The sequence below is a fragment of the Treponema primitia ZAS-1 genome (assembly GCF_000297095.1).
Lineage (GTDB): Bacteria > Spirochaetota > Spirochaetia > Treponematales > Breznakiellaceae > Termitinema > Termitinema primitia_A.
Genome location: NZ_AEEA01000131.1, coordinates 1 through 13,129 on the forward strand (window position 1 = coordinate 1; position 13,129 = coordinate 13,129).

16 protein-coding genes are annotated in these 13,129 nt (G+C 52.1%); 8 read left to right on the forward strand and 8 right to left on the reverse strand.

Translation table 11 applies throughout. The features are described 5' to 3' along the window. Positions 1–510 precede the first annotated feature (510 nt). Positions 511–1,311 (reverse strand): EFR1 family ferrodoxin, encoded by an 801-nt coding sequence (locus TPRIMZ1_RS0115860; protein WP_010262553.1) that lies wholly within the window; start codon positions 1,309–1,311, stop codon positions 511–513. Then, the gene (locus tag TPRIMZ1_RS0115865; RefSeq protein ID WP_010262556.1) at positions 1,289–2,293 is read right to left on the reverse strand and encodes an NAD-dependent epimerase/dehydratase family protein; all 1,005 of its coding nucleotides are present in this window, start codon (positions 2,291–2,293) and stop codon (positions 1,289–1,291) included. The genes TPRIMZ1_RS0115860 and TPRIMZ1_RS0115865 overlap by 23 nt, the downstream gene beginning before the upstream one ends. A 333-nt stretch (positions 2,294–2,626) precedes the next feature. Between TPRIMZ1_RS0115865 and TPRIMZ1_RS0115875 the strand changes: the two genes are divergently transcribed. Then, on the forward strand, positions 2,627–2,956 hold the full coding sequence (locus TPRIMZ1_RS0115875; protein ID WP_010262558.1) for a helix-turn-helix domain-containing protein: 330 nt from the start codon (positions 2,627–2,629) through the stop codon (positions 2,954–2,956). A gap of 18 nt (positions 2,957–2,974) precedes the next feature. On the opposite strand, the gene TPRIMZ1_RS20315 is transcribed toward TPRIMZ1_RS0115875, so the two are convergent. Genes TPRIMZ1_RS20315 through TPRIMZ1_RS19365 form a run of 3 tightly spaced genes read right to left on the reverse strand, consistent with a single transcriptional unit; the run spans position 2,975 to position 5,554 of the window. Continuing rightward, positions 2,975–3,133 carry a FeoB-associated Cys-rich membrane protein gene (locus TPRIMZ1_RS20315; protein WP_100217112.1) on the reverse strand — a complete coding sequence of 53 codons (159 nt, stop codon included), beginning with the start codon at positions 3,131–3,133 and terminating at the stop codon, positions 2,975–2,977. Next, positions 3,130–5,247 (reverse strand): ferrous iron transport protein B, encoded by a 2,118-nt coding sequence (gene feoB, locus TPRIMZ1_RS0115885; RefSeq protein ID WP_010262561.1) that lies wholly within the window; start codon positions 5,245–5,247, stop codon positions 3,130–3,132. Before feoB ends, TPRIMZ1_RS20315 begins: the two co-directional genes overlap by 4 nt. After that, on the reverse strand, positions 5,234–5,554 hold the full coding sequence (locus TPRIMZ1_RS19365; RefSeq protein WP_010262563.1) for a FeoA family protein: 321 nt from the start codon (positions 5,552–5,554) through the stop codon (positions 5,234–5,236). The genes feoB and TPRIMZ1_RS19365 overlap by 14 nt, the downstream gene beginning before the upstream one ends. Before the next feature lie 115 nt (positions 5,555–5,669). Between TPRIMZ1_RS19365 and TPRIMZ1_RS0115895 the strand changes: the two genes are divergently transcribed. Genes TPRIMZ1_RS0115895 through TPRIMZ1_RS0115910 form a run of 4 tightly spaced genes read left to right on the forward strand, consistent with a single transcriptional unit; the run spans position 5,670 to position 8,938 of the window. Next, entirely contained in the window at positions 5,670–6,839 is a 1,170-nt protein-coding gene (locus TPRIMZ1_RS0115895) for a trans-sulfuration enzyme family protein (protein ID WP_010262565.1), read from the forward strand. 18 nt (positions 6,840–6,857) lie between these two features. Next, positions 6,858–8,045 (forward strand): trans-sulfuration enzyme family protein, encoded by a 1,188-nt coding sequence (locus tag TPRIMZ1_RS0115900; RefSeq protein ID WP_051004338.1) that lies wholly within the window; start codon positions 6,858–6,860, stop codon positions 8,043–8,045. A 30-nt stretch (positions 8,046–8,075) separates the two neighbouring features. Continuing rightward, the gene (locus TPRIMZ1_RS0115905; RefSeq protein WP_010262570.1) at positions 8,076–8,507 is read left to right on the forward strand and encodes an RrF2 family transcriptional regulator; all 432 of its coding nucleotides are present in this window, start codon (positions 8,076–8,078) and stop codon (positions 8,505–8,507) included. Beyond that, positions 8,504–8,938: an RrF2 family transcriptional regulator gene (locus TPRIMZ1_RS0115910; RefSeq protein ID WP_010262573.1), complete on the forward strand. Its 435-nt coding sequence runs from the start codon at positions 8,504–8,506 to the stop codon at positions 8,936–8,938. The genes TPRIMZ1_RS0115905 and TPRIMZ1_RS0115910 overlap by 4 nt, the downstream gene beginning before the upstream one ends. 19 nt (positions 8,939–8,957) lie before the next feature. Here TPRIMZ1_RS0115910 and TPRIMZ1_RS0115915 read toward each other — a convergent pair whose 3' ends face one another. The 3 genes from TPRIMZ1_RS0115915 to TPRIMZ1_RS0115925 form a co-directional block, all read right to left on the reverse strand. Next, complete coding sequence (locus TPRIMZ1_RS0115915) at positions 8,958–9,809, reverse strand: Cof-type HAD-IIB family hydrolase (RefSeq protein ID WP_010262576.1); 852 nt, start codon at positions 9,807–9,809, stop codon at positions 8,958–8,960. Positions 9,810–9,858: 49 nt separating this feature from the next. After that, positions 9,859–10,806: an arsenic resistance protein gene (locus TPRIMZ1_RS0115920; RefSeq protein WP_010262578.1), complete on the reverse strand. Its 948-nt coding sequence runs from the start codon at positions 10,804–10,806 to the stop codon at positions 9,859–9,861. A gap of 79 nt (positions 10,807–10,885) precedes the next feature. Continuing rightward, positions 10,886–11,308 (reverse strand): 4Fe-4S binding protein, encoded by a 423-nt coding sequence (locus TPRIMZ1_RS0115925; protein ID WP_026043763.1) that lies wholly within the window; start codon positions 11,306–11,308, stop codon positions 10,886–10,888. 192 nt (positions 11,309–11,500) lie between these two features. Here TPRIMZ1_RS0115925 and TPRIMZ1_RS0115930 point away from each other — a divergent pair, with 192 nt between their 5' ends. Genes TPRIMZ1_RS0115930 through TPRIMZ1_RS0115940 form a run of 3 tightly spaced genes read left to right on the forward strand, consistent with a single transcriptional unit; the run spans position 11,501 to position 13,121 of the window. Continuing rightward, positions 11,501–12,403: a PLP-dependent cysteine synthase family protein gene (locus TPRIMZ1_RS0115930; RefSeq protein ID WP_010262583.1), complete on the forward strand. Its 903-nt coding sequence runs from the start codon at positions 11,501–11,503 to the stop codon at positions 12,401–12,403. 1 nt (position 12,404) lies between these two features. After that, the gene (locus TPRIMZ1_RS0115935; protein WP_010262585.1) at positions 12,405–12,830 is read left to right on the forward strand and encodes a M67 family metallopeptidase; all 426 of its coding nucleotides are present in this window, start codon (positions 12,405–12,407) and stop codon (positions 12,828–12,830) included. Between the two features lie 15 nt (positions 12,831–12,845). Next, positions 12,846–13,121, forward strand: coding sequence for a MoaD/ThiS family protein (locus tag TPRIMZ1_RS0115940; RefSeq protein ID WP_010262589.1), 276 nt, complete (start codon positions 12,846–12,848; stop codon positions 13,119–13,121). Positions 13,122–13,129 lie beyond the last annotated feature (8 nt).

A 13,129-nucleotide genomic window follows, 5' to 3' on the forward strand; every position in this document is an offset into this window, starting at 1 on the left:
TAACCACCATCCTCGCCGGCATGAATATCAACATCACGGATCTTATTAACCACCACCGGGATGAATACGCCTACAATATTATTGATACGGAGCAGAAAATCCCCGATGAAGCCCTGACCCATCTTAAAACGGTGGACGGCATCATCCGTGTACGGACCATAGAAAAGGCTGGGTAGCAAAACCGAAAAAAACCCGGAAGCGCATTGTATCGCGGGATGCGCTTCCGGGTTAACCATGGAGAGTGTGTTTTTTTAAATAACCCATAACCGTCTGAGGCTGACAGTGCCCTGCCGAGAGAGGTGTAACGGCAGGACACACTCAAAGATGGTCCTTTAGTTATATAAGATTAACAATCTTATATGAGACTAACATATAGGATTCGAAAGCATATGTCAAGGGGTTTTGTGAAAAAATAATAAAAATTATAAAGATTTTTTACTTTGTATCCAGCATGAGCTATTGCGCTATTTTATTGTATTATAAAGAATTAGCCAATCGATTTTCCGGGTCCTAACCCAGAACGCCTTCCTGTGGGCTATCAAACAGCTCCCCCAGCGTTACTTCCGGGTGATGATACCGTTCTGTGCCCGGCTGCATCCGCCCAAAGCTGATGGCGCGGCAGGGACAAAAGTTCAGGCAGGCCTGGCATTGTTCGCAGTTTTTTTGGAAAACCGGGCCTTTGTCCGTCATGGCGATTGCGCCGGCAGGGCAGATGCGGGCGCAGAGCCCGCAGGCGGTACAGGCGCCGGTACGACGGTACAGGCCGGACATGTTCGGACGGGCGAAACGGAACAGGGCGCTGACAAAGCTGGAGAAGGGCCGAAACGTCGGAGACTTATTATTTACCCGGGATAAAATCGCCGCCGCCACCTGCTCGGTTGCCTCGGCTTGCAGGAGAAGCCGGGCTTCCCGTTTTTTAGCTCCCTGGGCGCCGAATATGGGGATGAAATTTTCCACTGCGGGGATACGTCCCGCGTAGTTCAAGCTCAGGTTTTTCCGGCCCAGGACCCGGCGGACTTCGGCCAGCGCGCCGCCCGGGGAGGTACCAAAGCTTACCAGGGCTGCGAGGTAATCCGCGTGGATTTCAGCTTTTTCCAGAAAGCGGCGTACCATTACCGGCGTCCCGTAGGCGTAGGCGGGGAACATAAACACCACCGCATCCGCTTCAATACGGAGCCCGGGCCGTTTGATTTCCCGGCTTATCGGCAAAATCTCCGCGTCCCCGAGACGCCCGGCCAGTTTTTTCGCCGACCAGTAGGTATTGCCCGTACCGCTGAAATAGTAGATCCTAGCCAATTTTCTTGTAGACATCAAAATAAAACTCCACCTGATCCTTGAGCGCGTCAGTCACCGGCCGGGGGGCGTAACCGGTGAGGGCGGTGATTTTTTCGTGGGAAAAATTGCAGTTGTCACCTAACACTTTTAATGCGTAGGGGGTAAACATCAGTGTTTGACCTTTACGCAGGGCAATGTTTTCGGCGATACCGGCAAACAGCTTTACAAAGCCCAGGGGCAGACAGAGTTTCGGCGGCTTTACCCCGGCAGCCCGGGCGGATGTCTCCACCAGTTCCTTCACCGACAGGGTATGCCCGGAAAGGATATAGCTTTCGCCGGAAACACCCTTATCCGCGAGATCCGCCAGCGCCTTCGCCACATCCTTTACATCCACAAAATCGTAGCGGCCGGTGATGTACACCGGCAGGCGGCGCTCGGCAACATCGACCACCATTTGTCCGAAGTTGGAACGCTTCAATTCGAAGCCCCCCACTATCCCCGAGGGCATACCGATTACCGCATCCAGCCCCCGGGTCTTTACCGCGTCCAGGACCAGGTTGGAAGCAAGAGCCTTGCTTACCGCATAGGCGCCGGCAACCGCATCGCTTTCAAAACGGGGGATCTCCCGCAGGATACTGGTAGTATCGGTAAAGGGCAGGGTATGGACCGTGCCGGTATAGACCAGACGTTTTACCCCGGATGCTAGGCAGGCGTCGATGACGTTTTGGGTACCGTCAATATTGACCGCCCTAATATTCGCATCAATTTTGCTGGCTATGGAAACAATACCGGCCAAATGGTAGACATAGGAGGCCCCCGCTAAGGCGGGACCAATAGATTCCGGCAGGGTGATATCGGCGAAGATCACCTCATCGGCATATTGTTTTAGGAAAGGGATAACCTTTTCACCCCGGTAATAGAGGGCGCGGACATAGCGGCCCCTGGCGTGGAGTTCAGCACAAAGGGCAAGGCCGGTGCGGCCGGTCGCGCCGCTTACAACGTGGATTTCATGGCTCATAGAGGATAGGATACCATGGAGCGAGGGAAGGTGTCAAAGCAGGGGCTGACAGGAACGAAAGGATTGAACTCCGTTTCAAGATTTCTTTACAGAGCTTTTTTCAGGGACGGATTTTTCTGACTTTGCAATTGTTTCCGTAATCTTCAGAACCAGCTTTTTATGCCCATTGGAGAGACGATGGAAATTTGACCACAATCTCGCGATTTTAGCGTTTTCTGTCATCCGTTCCTCTTTCATTTGGTGATTATAATATATATATAGTAATATTACAATATAATCATGTCAATATTACGAATGCTTGCGGAATAATCTTTACAACATTATATTGAAAGCATGGGCGATTCGATTAACCAACGGGTAAAACAGGTCCGGAAGGCACTGGAATTATCACAAAGGAATTTTTCCTCGATTTTAGCCCTGTCTAATGGGTATATTGGCGGGGTTGAATCCGGAATCCGCAGGGTAAACGGCCGCCTCATCAAGCTCATCGTCTCGGAATTCGGGGTGAGCGAGACATGGTTGACCATAGGGGAGGGAGAAATGTTTACCCAGAACCCCGACGAAAAGTTTACCAAGTTAGTTGGATTATTTAAGGAATTGCCGCCTAAGTACCAGGATGTGGTGTATCAGATGATTGATGTTTTGCTCAAGGTGAAGGAATAATACCGCCGGACGCCTTCGTTATTTTCCGCTACAGTGCGGGCAGGCGCATTTGTCCCCGCCGCCTGAACAGCAGGCGGGCCGCTTGCTCCGGAAGGTTTTGATGATCCGCAGTACCACAAAGAGCGCCGCCAGGGCTACTACCACAATAATAATGCTGGTTTCAATCATAGAATTCATAACAACGCTCCCAAGCCGGCCAGGCTTCCAAGCTGATAGACGATTGTGCAGAGGATCCATCCCAGGCACAGCAGAAACACTAATTCAAAGCCCAGCCATTTCCAGCCTATTTCCGCCCGGACCGTTGCCAGGGCGGCAAAACAGGGCGGGATAATGAGGGTAAAGAGCATGAACACAAATGCTGCCAGGGGGTTCATTTCCGGATCACTCCGTATGGCGTCCCGGAGCCCCTCGCTTTCTTCCGTTTCTTCGGTACCCACCCGGTAGAGGATCCCCAGGGTGGAGACAATTACTTCCTTGGCGGCAAAGCCCGTTACCGATGCTGCGGCCAGTTTCCACTCAAAACCCATGGGCCGGAAGATGGGGACGATGAACTTACCCAGCCGCCCGGCGTAACTGTGTTCCAGCGCCGCTTCCACGTTCCGGACAGAGTCTTCCGTCTCTCCACCGGAAGTACCGGGCGTGGGCTCGTAGGCGGGAAAGCTGGTGATGGCCCAGATGAGGATAGCCGATGCCAGGATAATGGTCCCCGCCTTTTTAACGTAGAGCCAGGTCTTTTCGCCCACGTGCCAGAGTATGCCCTGCAGGGTTGGCGCCCGGTAGGGGGGAAGCTCCATCACAAAAGGTGTGGGGTCCCCCTTCAGCACGGTTTTTTTCAGTATGAAGGCACAGCAGAGACTGAGGATTACCCCGATGGCGTAGATGAGCATCACCATGGTACCGGCGTGGGCGGGGAAAAAGGCGGCGGCCAGGAGTACGTGGACCGGCAGTTTTGCACCACAGCTCATCATGGGGGTGATGAGGATGGTGATGATCCTATCCCGGGGACTTTTTAAGGTCCGGGAGGCCATAATCGCCGGGACGGAACAGCCGAAACCAAGCATCATGGGGAATATGGACTGACCGTGGAGGCCGAAACTATGGAGCAGCTTATCCGTGGCAAAGGCGGCGCGGGACATATACCCCACGTCCTCCAGGATAGAAAGCAGGAAGAACAGTATTACTATTAAGGGGACGAAGGAGAGGACCCCCCCAACACCGCCTATGATTCCATCCACCAGGAGGGATCGGATAAGAGAGTCGGGCATGGTGTTCAGGATGGCTGCGCTTAGGAAACCGAAGAGGGATTCGAGCCAGTCCATGGGGTATTGGCCCAGGAGAAAGGTAAGCTGAAAGACCCCCCAGAGAACCAGGACAAATACCGGCAGGGACAGGAAGCGGTTCATGATAACGCGGTCCACCGCCTCGGTGACGGAGAAATCGGGCTTCCTGATGATCCGTACCGATTCCTTCACCGCCCCCCGGATATAACCGTAGCGCTGCTCGGAAATGATAATCTCCGCATCCTTTCCAAAGTGCTTTTCAATCCAGGCCACCGCATCCTTGGCGATGGCCGTTATCTTTGCCGCTTGGGGATGTTCCTGCAGCCGTTCGTAGGCGTTGGAATCCTTCTCAATGAGCTTTGCCGCCAGCCAGCGGACGGGATACTTTGCCGCAAAAGCCGGATCGGCGGCAATAGCCGACTCAATCGTCTCAAGCTGGTGTTCAATTTCATCCCCATAGTTCAGCTGCCTGCTTGAAAAGGGCTGGTCGTGGATGTGATCAATACAGTCCAGAAGTTCCTCGGCGCCTAAGCCCTTGGAGCCCACGGTCTTAACTAAGGGGATCCCCAGGGTAAGGGTAAGCTGCTTATCGTCAATAAAAATGCCCCGGGATTCCGCTTCATCGCTCATGTTCAGGGCGCCAATGACCGGAATGCCCAGTTCCTGAAACTGGAGGCAGAGATACAGGTGCCGTTCCAGGTTGGTGGAGTCTAAAACATCCACAATAACATCGGGCTTCTCATCAAGGATAAAATCCCGGGCAACAACCTCGTCAATGGAATAGGCGGTAAGACTGTATATACCCGGCAGATCGATAAAGTGGTATGACGTTTCGCCCCGGATTCGGCTCCCTTCCCGCTTTTCCACCGTAACCCCGGGATAATTCCCAACCTTATGATGGGCGCCGGTGATGGCATTGAACAGGGTAGTTTTCCCCGAATTGGGATTCCCCGCCAAGGCAATTCTTAAATTGCCCACAATCCTCTGGGTAGTTTTGTTATTTCCCGCCATTTTTTGACTCCCCGAGGGGATCAAACTTTTTTATCTTCCCCCGGTTGAAAAGCCGCCCGGCGTCTATTATCGCCGACCAGTCCCCTACGGGGAGCACTTCAATGCCATTGGCCTCGGAACGGCGGATAAGAATATCGTAACCCCGGATTCGGACTTGGATGGGGCCGTGGAAAAAGCCGGAACGGACAACAGCACCTTCGGTATCTTCGGTAAAACCCATATCGGCCAGCCGTTTGCCGACCTCCTTCCCCAGGGTGACTTTGACCACCCGGAAAGAAGCCCCATTGGGCACATCTGATAAAAACATAAAACCCTTCTCCTGTTAGTATACTATAACAGGACACGAATATCAATATTGGAGGCCGCAATAAGGACTTGATTTATATCGTTATATATCCTACAATCCAGCTAGGTATTTGATTATGAAGAGGGGAACGCAGCTAATACACAACGGATACGAAACGGATCTCGCTATCGGGGGTGTTACCGGGGCCTTGGGGGTGCCGGTGTACCAGACATCCACCTTTGACCAAGGGACATCTTTTATAGATGTCCCAGGGATCGTCTCGGAACACCGGGAATATGACTATGCCCGGTCAGGAAACCCTACCCGCAAAGCCCTGGAGGATATTATCGCCGCCCTGGAGGGTGGCGCCAAGGGCTATGCCTTTGGGAGCGGTATCGCAGCGGTATCTTCAGCCTTGGGCATCCTTGCCCAGGGGGATCATATCGTCGCTGCCGAGGATATTTACGGCGGGAGCTGGCGTATTCTCAATACCTTCTATAAAAGGTGGGGGCTTGAGGTCACCCCGGTGGATACCACCGACCTGGATGCGGTAAAAAAGGCGATAAAGCCCAATACCAAGGCCCTGTTTCTTGAAACTCCCTCAAATCCCCTGCTTAAAATTACCGATCTGGCTGCGACCATCAAAATTGCCAAGGATGCGGGGCTTATCAGCATCGTGGATAATACTTTCATGACCCCCTATCTCCAGCGGCCCATTGAGTTGGGGGCGGATATCGTGGTCCATTCGGCCACCAAATTTCTGGGGGGCCATAGCGATGTAATTTTCGGCCTTGCGGTAACCAGGACCAAGGAACTGGGAGACCAGGTTTACCGGATGCAGAACAGTTTTGGCGCCGTGCCCGGGCCTTGGGATACCTGGCTGGTGATGCGGGGAATCAAGACCCTCAAGGTACGCCTGGAAGCTCAGCAGGCCGGGGCCGGTATTGTGGCCCAATGGCTCAAGGCCCATAAGAACGTAAGCGATGTATTTTATCCCGGGCTGCCGGATCATCCCGGCTGGGAGATCAATGCGGCCCAGAGTTCCGGCGCCGGGGCGGTGCTTTCCTTTAAAACCAAGACTACTGAGCAGGCAACCCGTTTCCTGGGGAAGGTAAAGTACGCCGTTGCCGCGGTGAGTTTGGGAGGGGTGGAAACCATTGCCTCCTATCCGGTTAGGATGAGTCATGCTTCTATCCCCGAACCGGAACGGCTAAGGCTTGGTATCACCGATACCCTGATACGGATCTCCGTAGGGCTTGAGGATCCGGAAGATTTGATAGAAGATTTCGATGAAGCTCTAAAATAAACACCAGAGGAATAGTGTATGCCTGAGACAAATGATGTCCCCTGTACTAGTCCATACGGAACGTTGTCCATGAGGACCGTTGCGGTGCATGGGGCTACTTTGTTTGAAGGCCAGACCGGGGCGATCAGCACCCCTATTTACCAAAGTTCCACCTTTAGACACCCCGGGCTGTATGAATCCACGGGGTTTGACTATTCCCGGGCGATCAATCCCACCAGGTCGGAATTGGAAAAGACCATGGCAATTCTGGAACATGGAAAGTATGGGCTTGCTTTCGCCACCGGCATGGGGGCAATTTCTTCGGTAATAAAACTGTTCAAACCCGGGGATCATCTTATTGTTTCTGAGGATCTCTACGGCGGTACCTACCGGCTTTTTAACGAATACTACGCCAAGTACGGTTTTTCTTTTTCCTGGGTCGATACCAGCGATATCTCCCTGGTAGAGGCAAGCCTTAAACCGGAAACCAAGGCGATATTTATCGAGACTCCCTCAAACCCTATGATGAAGGTTACGGATATTCGCCGCTGTGCGGAGATTATCCATAAGCGGGGCGGACTTCTGATAACGGACAATACGTTCCTTTCCCCCTATTTTCAGAATCCCCTGAACCTTGGCTCCGATCTTGTGGTACACAGCGGAACTAAATACCTGGCAGGTCATAACGATACCCTGGCTGGGTTTGTGGTCCATTCCCGGGATGAGCTGGCGGAGGCCCTGATCAATTCCCAGAAAAGCGAAGGAGCTTCCCTGTCGCCCTTTGATTCCTGGCTGACCCTGCGGGGAATAAAGACCCTGTCGGTCCGGATGGAAAGGCATGAAAAAAATGCCCATAGTATTGCTGCCTGGCTGCGGGAGCATAAACAGGTAGAAAAAGTGTTCTACATTGGCTTTGAGGATCATCCCCAGTACAGTCTGAGCCGCTCCCAGGCCCGGGGCTTTGGGGGTATGATTTCATTTTATCTGAAGGATAAGGCGGATGTACCTAGGCTGCTTAAAAACATTTCTCTTATCCTTTTTGCGGAAAGCCTTGGTGGAGTAGAAACACTGCTTACCTATCCTCTGGTGCAGACCCATGGGGCTATTCCGGAAGCGATGCGTCTTTCCGCCGGGGTGAACGACCGGCTTATGCGTCTGTCCGTGGGTATTGAAGAAGCGGAAGACCTTCTTGCGGATCTGGACAGCGCTTTTCGTAAGAGTATATGAAGTAATGGAAAAAAAATATTGGAGTAAAAAATGAGAATATCTACCAAAGGACGTTATTCCCTGGAGGCTTTGCTGCATATGACCCTTCTCCCGCAGGGAGAATATTCAAGTACCCGGTCTATCGCGGAAAATACCGGCATATCCGACGGTTATTTGGAGCAGCTCTTTATTCCCCTGCGGAAAGCAGGGATAGTGCAGGGTATACGGGGTCCTCAGGGCGGCTATCTTCCCGGGCGGCCTGTGGAGGAAATTACTGTGGGGGATATTCTGCGGGCGGTGGAAGGGCCCCTTGAACCGGTGGCCTGCGTTACCCAAAATACCTGCCCCATGAAGGAAACCTGCATCAGTACCCATACCTGGAGCGATCTCTACCACGAGATCACCGACTGTGTGGATGCCATATCACTGGCGGATCTGGCGGCAGCCTACTATGCTATGGACAAGATGGAGTACGCCATATGAAAATATCAACCCGGGGCAGATACGGTATACGGCTCCTTATTGATTTGGCGGAGCATGCCAGCGAGGATCATGTGGCCCTGGCCAGTGTGGCGGAGCGGCAAAAAATATCCATCCGCTACCTCGAACAGGTAGCAGTAATACTACGACGTTCTGGTTTTATCCGTTCCGTTAAGGGTGCTTCCGGGGGTTATGCCCTGGCCCTGCGTGCCCAGGATATCGTTATTGGGGAAGCCCTGCGGGTGCTGGAGGGTGATATGCTGGTGGTGGATCCGCCGCTTCCCAACAAGGCGGAAACAAAACTGCAGCGCTGCATTAGGCTTACGGTATTTGACCGGCTGAATGACCGTATCGCAGCGGTGATAGACCGGAAGACCCTGGCATCGGTGGTAGGGACCGTGGACCCCGATGCATCCTACATGTACTTTATCTAATCCAGTGTAAAACTATTTGTTACAGGATGTATTTTTTTATTGCCTTGGCAATACCGTCCTCGTCATTTGAGCCCGTTATTGCCAGAGCTTTGTGCTTTACCGCTTCAGCGGCATTTCCCATAGCAATGGGGAACCCCGCCTGTTCAAACATGGGTATGTCGTTAAGGTAATCCCCGAATACACAGATTTGCTGTTTCTCCAACCCCAGTATGCGGCCCAGCGCCGCTACCCCCGTACCCTTGTCTACCCCCGGGGCTGCCACATCCAGGAGTCCTATTTCCGAAGAGGTGCAGCTCAGATTTTTTAAAGTGCGAATATACTCTGTGGTCATATCCATTTCGCCGGGGCTGAGCCCGGCGATAAGCATCTTATGAATTTCCCCGGAAAGGGCCTTCTGATAATTCGGGCCATACAAGCAGAGGGGAATAGGCGAGAGATTATCCTTTCCAGCGATTTGATTGTACTGTTCAAACCGGGTTATTCTATGGCTGCCTTCGGTATACCAGCAAGCTTCGGTATTGATCAGTAGATGGTCCAGTCCATGTTCCTTGCAGAACATCAAAAGGGGATACGCCGCCTGGGGATCGACAAAGTTGCTATACAGTATTTCCCCGGTACGGGTATCGGTAATAAACGCGCCATTCCCGGAAATCAGGGGACCCTCCACAGAGAGGATACGGCTGTAAGCTTCAAGCATGGTGTGTATCCGGCCGGAACAGATGGTAACAAAAATGCCTTTTTCACGGGCCATGTTAATTGCGTTGATATTTTCAGGGGAAATTAGTTTTTCGCTGTTTAACAGGGTCCCGTCAAGATCACAGACTATGAGCCGGACTTCCTGCCCTGCCTTCCGCAGATCCTCTTCTTTCATACCGTTTACCCCTTTGATGCTAATAACATATACTGGTACAATTTCTTTTTCAAGTAGTTTTACGTTTCCTCAGTATCCATGCATCCACCGCCAGAACCGGTAATTCAATCAGAGGGCCTATCACCAGGACCAGGGAGATTACCGGCCGCTCAGGAAAGGTGATGGCAGCAATGGCCAGGGCTATAGGGGAATTGCGGGCCGAGGTGGTGAAGATCAGAGGAATAGTATCCTTGAAGGGCAGCTTTAATAGCCTACCCGTAAGCCGAGCCAGGATAAAATTGACGATAAAAAAAATAATCAGCGGCGGAAAGATACTGACAAAGAGGCCGGGGTTTCCCAGTAAAAGTTTGCCCTGGGAAGCAAACATGGAAACTACCGCCAGGCAGAGAAAGAAAAGCTGTATATTATCGGAATAGGCGGCAAGCGCCTTTGTAAACTTCTCCCGTACCGGTAATTTTCCTATCACAAATTTTACGGCATTGGCGGATGCCAGGGGAATTACTAATACTAACAGGATACTGGTGAGTATGCTCCCGGCGCTGAAAGAAACGGCGTCTCCCATAAAGAGGAGAAGATACACCGGCAACAGGGCGATCTGTAGGATCAGGTTTAGTGGAAGCAGGGAGGAGCCCAGACTTACATTGCCACCGGCCATACCGGTGAATATAAGATACCAGTCGGTACAGGGGGTCACCATGAGCATGATGAACCCCGTCTGCAGGTCTATTTGGCCTGCCATAAACAAGCTGCCCAGGATGAAGGTGAACACCGGGGTCCAGATAAAATTGATAGCCAGGGCAGCCAGGGAGAATCGGATATTGGTAAAGGACCGCCTGATTTCTTTGATATCCACCGCAAGGAATACAAAGAATAGGAGAATCATTAAAAAGACTTCAATTAAACTTCCCGCCCTGGGTGCAACGGCCGGGCTGAACCGGCCAAGCAGGATACCCATCAGGGCGGAGATTATGATGATCAGCGGTTGGAACTTTGCCATGTATTTTATTATATAAGACTAACTTATTGCGGGGCAAGTAAAGCACAGACCCCGACAATAAGTATAGACTGAGAAGAGCCTATGCCGAAGCGGCTTCCTTGGCGTCTTCTTTTATATACAACACGCCCTGGGGGCAAGCTTTGACGCAGATACCGCAGGCTATGCACTTGGTAGGACTGGGCTTGTCCTTGGCATGGACCATCACCTTGAAGGGGCAGGCCTCCACGCATTTGCCGCAGTTAACGCAGAGCTTCTTGTTCAGCGTGTACACACCCTGGGCATTTTGAGTTATAGCCCCGGCTTCACAGGCCTTGGAGCACTTCCCGCACTGCACACAGGTGGAGATTTTGAATTTATTGGGTGTATCGGTTCCCAAAACGTGAATACAGGACAGATCCTGGGCTTGAAAGTTTTCCCCCTTGTAAAAAGCCTGGGCACAGGCGTTTTCACAGGTCAGACAGAACATACAAGCAGACAGATCTCTAACAGCTAATTTCTTCATGATAATTCTCCCGCGATAATGTCAGTTTACTTATAGCAAATGGCCCTGTCAAGCAAAATACTATTGCCACTAAAATCCCTATTGACATCTATATAGAAGCAAAAGATAATAATCCTTATCAATGTAGTAGTAATTATATCCTATTAAAAGCATAGACATTATAAGATATAATGTATTATAATGGAATTAACGATGAATATTCTTGATTTGGTGGGGAATACCCCCCTTTTAGAGTTGAAAAAGATCTCAGAGGATATTCCCGGGGTGTCCCTTTTTGCCAAAGCGGAGTTTTTAAACCCCAGCGGTTCCGTAAAGGACCGGGCTGCCCGGGCTATGATCCTTGCCGGATTGGAGCAGGGGGCGCTTGTCCCGGGAAAGACTATTATCGATGCCACCAGCGGCAATACGGGGATTGCCTATTCCATGATCGGCGCCGCTCTGGGGTATCCGGTTACCATTTACCTTCCCGCGAATGCCAGTGCGGAGCGGAAGCGGATCATGAAGTGTTACAATGCGGAGATTGTGGAAACCAGTCCCCTGGAAAGTTCCGATGGGGCCTTCCTGGCGGTCAAGGAGGCGGTTGCCAAAGACCCGGAACGGTACTTTTTCCCCAACCAGTACAACAATGATGCCAACTGGAAGGCGCATTATAACACCACGGGGGTTGAAATCTGGGAGCAGACCGGTGGCAGGGTGACCCACTTTATCACCGGCCTGGGAACTTCCGGCACCTTTATGGGGACCTCCCGGCGGCTTAAGGACTACAGTAAGGATGTCCATATTTACGCGGTGCAGCCCGATTCCCCCTTCCACGGTATTGAGGGGACCAAGCATATGGGGAGTACCATCAAGCCGGGGTTCTACGACGAAACCCTGGCTGAAGGCTTTGTTGAGGTAAACACCGAGGCGGCCTACGCCATGGCCCGCCGGCTTGTCCGGGAAGAGGGGATATTTGTGGGGATAAGCGCCGGAGCTAATGTGGTAGGCGCCCTCCAGCTTGCGGGAACCCTGCCGAAGGGTTCGGTGGTGGTCACTGTTTTGGGGGACAGCGGTTCCCGGTACCTATCAGATTCTTTTTGGAAAGAAGGGGAATAGTATGATCCTCCTGCCGGGAAAATGGGAAGATTTTATCCGAAAGGAAGGAGAAATTTCCTATCCCAACGAATGTTGTGGTATACTACTGGGCACAATTGCAGAGGATGACAGCCGGGTGGTGGAGGATAGTATCCCCATCCGGAATGCCCGGGAGGCGGAGGAGCAATATCATCGTTTTCAGATTGAGAGCGAGGATTTGATGAAGGCGGAACTGGAGGCCCGGAAACGCAAACTGGATGTGCTGGGGTTTTACCATTCCCATCCGGATCATCCGGCAAAGCCTTCGGACTTCGATAGGGAACACGCCCTGCCGTTTTATTCCTACATCATTACGGCGGTGGATAAGGGACGGGCCGGCGATTTTACCAGTTGGGAGCTGAAAACGGACCGGTCGGAGTTTTTGCGGGAAGACATTAAAAGGATTTGAGGGGGGATACAGAGTATGGCAGTTACACTTTTGATACCCACAGCGCTGAGGAACTTTACGGATCGCAAGTCCGAAGTGACCGTGGAAGGCGCCACCGTGGGGGAGGCGATTCGGAATTTCGCCGATGCCTATCCGGATATTAAACAGCATCTCTACCAGGAGACCGAGTTACGGTCTTTTATCAACGTATTTGTAGGGGAGACCAATATAAAGGCCCTCCAGGGCCTGGACACTAAAGTTGCCGACGGAAGCACTATCATGCTGGTACCGGCTATTGCCGGGGGGACTTGAGGTAAGGT

Coding starts and splice junctions, on each gene's coding strand:
- TPRIMZ1_RS0115875 (WP_010262558.1), top strand. CDS start 2,627: ATGGGCGATTCGATTAACCAACGGGTAAAACAGGTCCGGAAGGCACTG.
- TPRIMZ1_RS0115900 (WP_051004338.1), top strand. CDS start 6,858: ATGCCTGAGACAAATGATGTCCCCTGTACTAGTCCATACGGAACGTTG.
- TPRIMZ1_RS0115905 (WP_010262570.1), top strand. CDS start 8,076: ATGAGAATATCTACCAAAGGACGTTATTCCCTGGAGGCTTTGCTGCAT.
- TPRIMZ1_RS0115910 (WP_010262573.1), top strand. CDS start 8,504: ATGAAAATATCAACCCGGGGCAGATACGGTATACGGCTCCTTATTGAT.
- TPRIMZ1_RS0115860 (WP_010262553.1), bottom strand. CDS start 1,311: ATGTCTACAAGAAAATTGGCTAGGATCTACTATTTCAGCGGTACGGGC.
- feoB (WP_010262561.1), bottom strand. CDS start 5,247: ATGGCGGGAAATAACAAAACTACCCAGAGGATTGTGGGCAATTTAAGA.
- TPRIMZ1_RS0115915 (WP_010262576.1), bottom strand. CDS start 9,809: ATGAAAGAAGAGGATCTGCGGAAGGCAGGGCAGGAAGTCCGGCTCATA.
- TPRIMZ1_RS0115920 (WP_010262578.1), bottom strand. CDS start 10,806: ATGGCAAAGTTCCAACCGCTGATCATCATAATCTCCGCCCTGATGGGT.
- TPRIMZ1_RS0115925 (WP_026043763.1), bottom strand. CDS start 11,308: ATGAAGAAATTAGCTGTTAGAGATCTGTCTGCTTGTATGTTCTGTCTG.
- TPRIMZ1_RS0115935 (WP_010262585.1), top strand. CDS start 12,405: ATGATCCTCCTGCCGGGAAAATGGGAAGATTTTATCCGAAAGGAAGGA.
- TPRIMZ1_RS0115895 (WP_010262565.1), top strand. CDS start 5,670: ATGAAGAGGGGAACGCAGCTAATACACAACGGATACGAAACGGATCTC.
- TPRIMZ1_RS0115940 (WP_010262589.1), top strand. CDS start 12,846: ATGGCAGTTACACTTTTGATACCCACAGCGCTGAGGAACTTTACGGAT.
- TPRIMZ1_RS0115865 (WP_010262556.1), bottom strand. CDS start 2,293: ATGAGCCATGAAATCCACGTTGTAAGCGGCGCGACCGGCCGCACCGGC.
- TPRIMZ1_RS0115930 (WP_010262583.1), top strand. CDS start 11,501: ATGAATATTCTTGATTTGGTGGGGAATACCCCCCTTTTAGAGTTGAAA.
- TPRIMZ1_RS19365 (WP_010262563.1), bottom strand. CDS start 5,554: ATGTTTTTATCAGATGTGCCCAATGGGGCTTCTTTCCGGGTGGTCAAA.
- TPRIMZ1_RS20315 (WP_100217112.1), bottom strand. CDS start 3,133: ATGAATTCTATGATTGAAACCAGCATTATTATTGTGGTAGTAGCCCTG.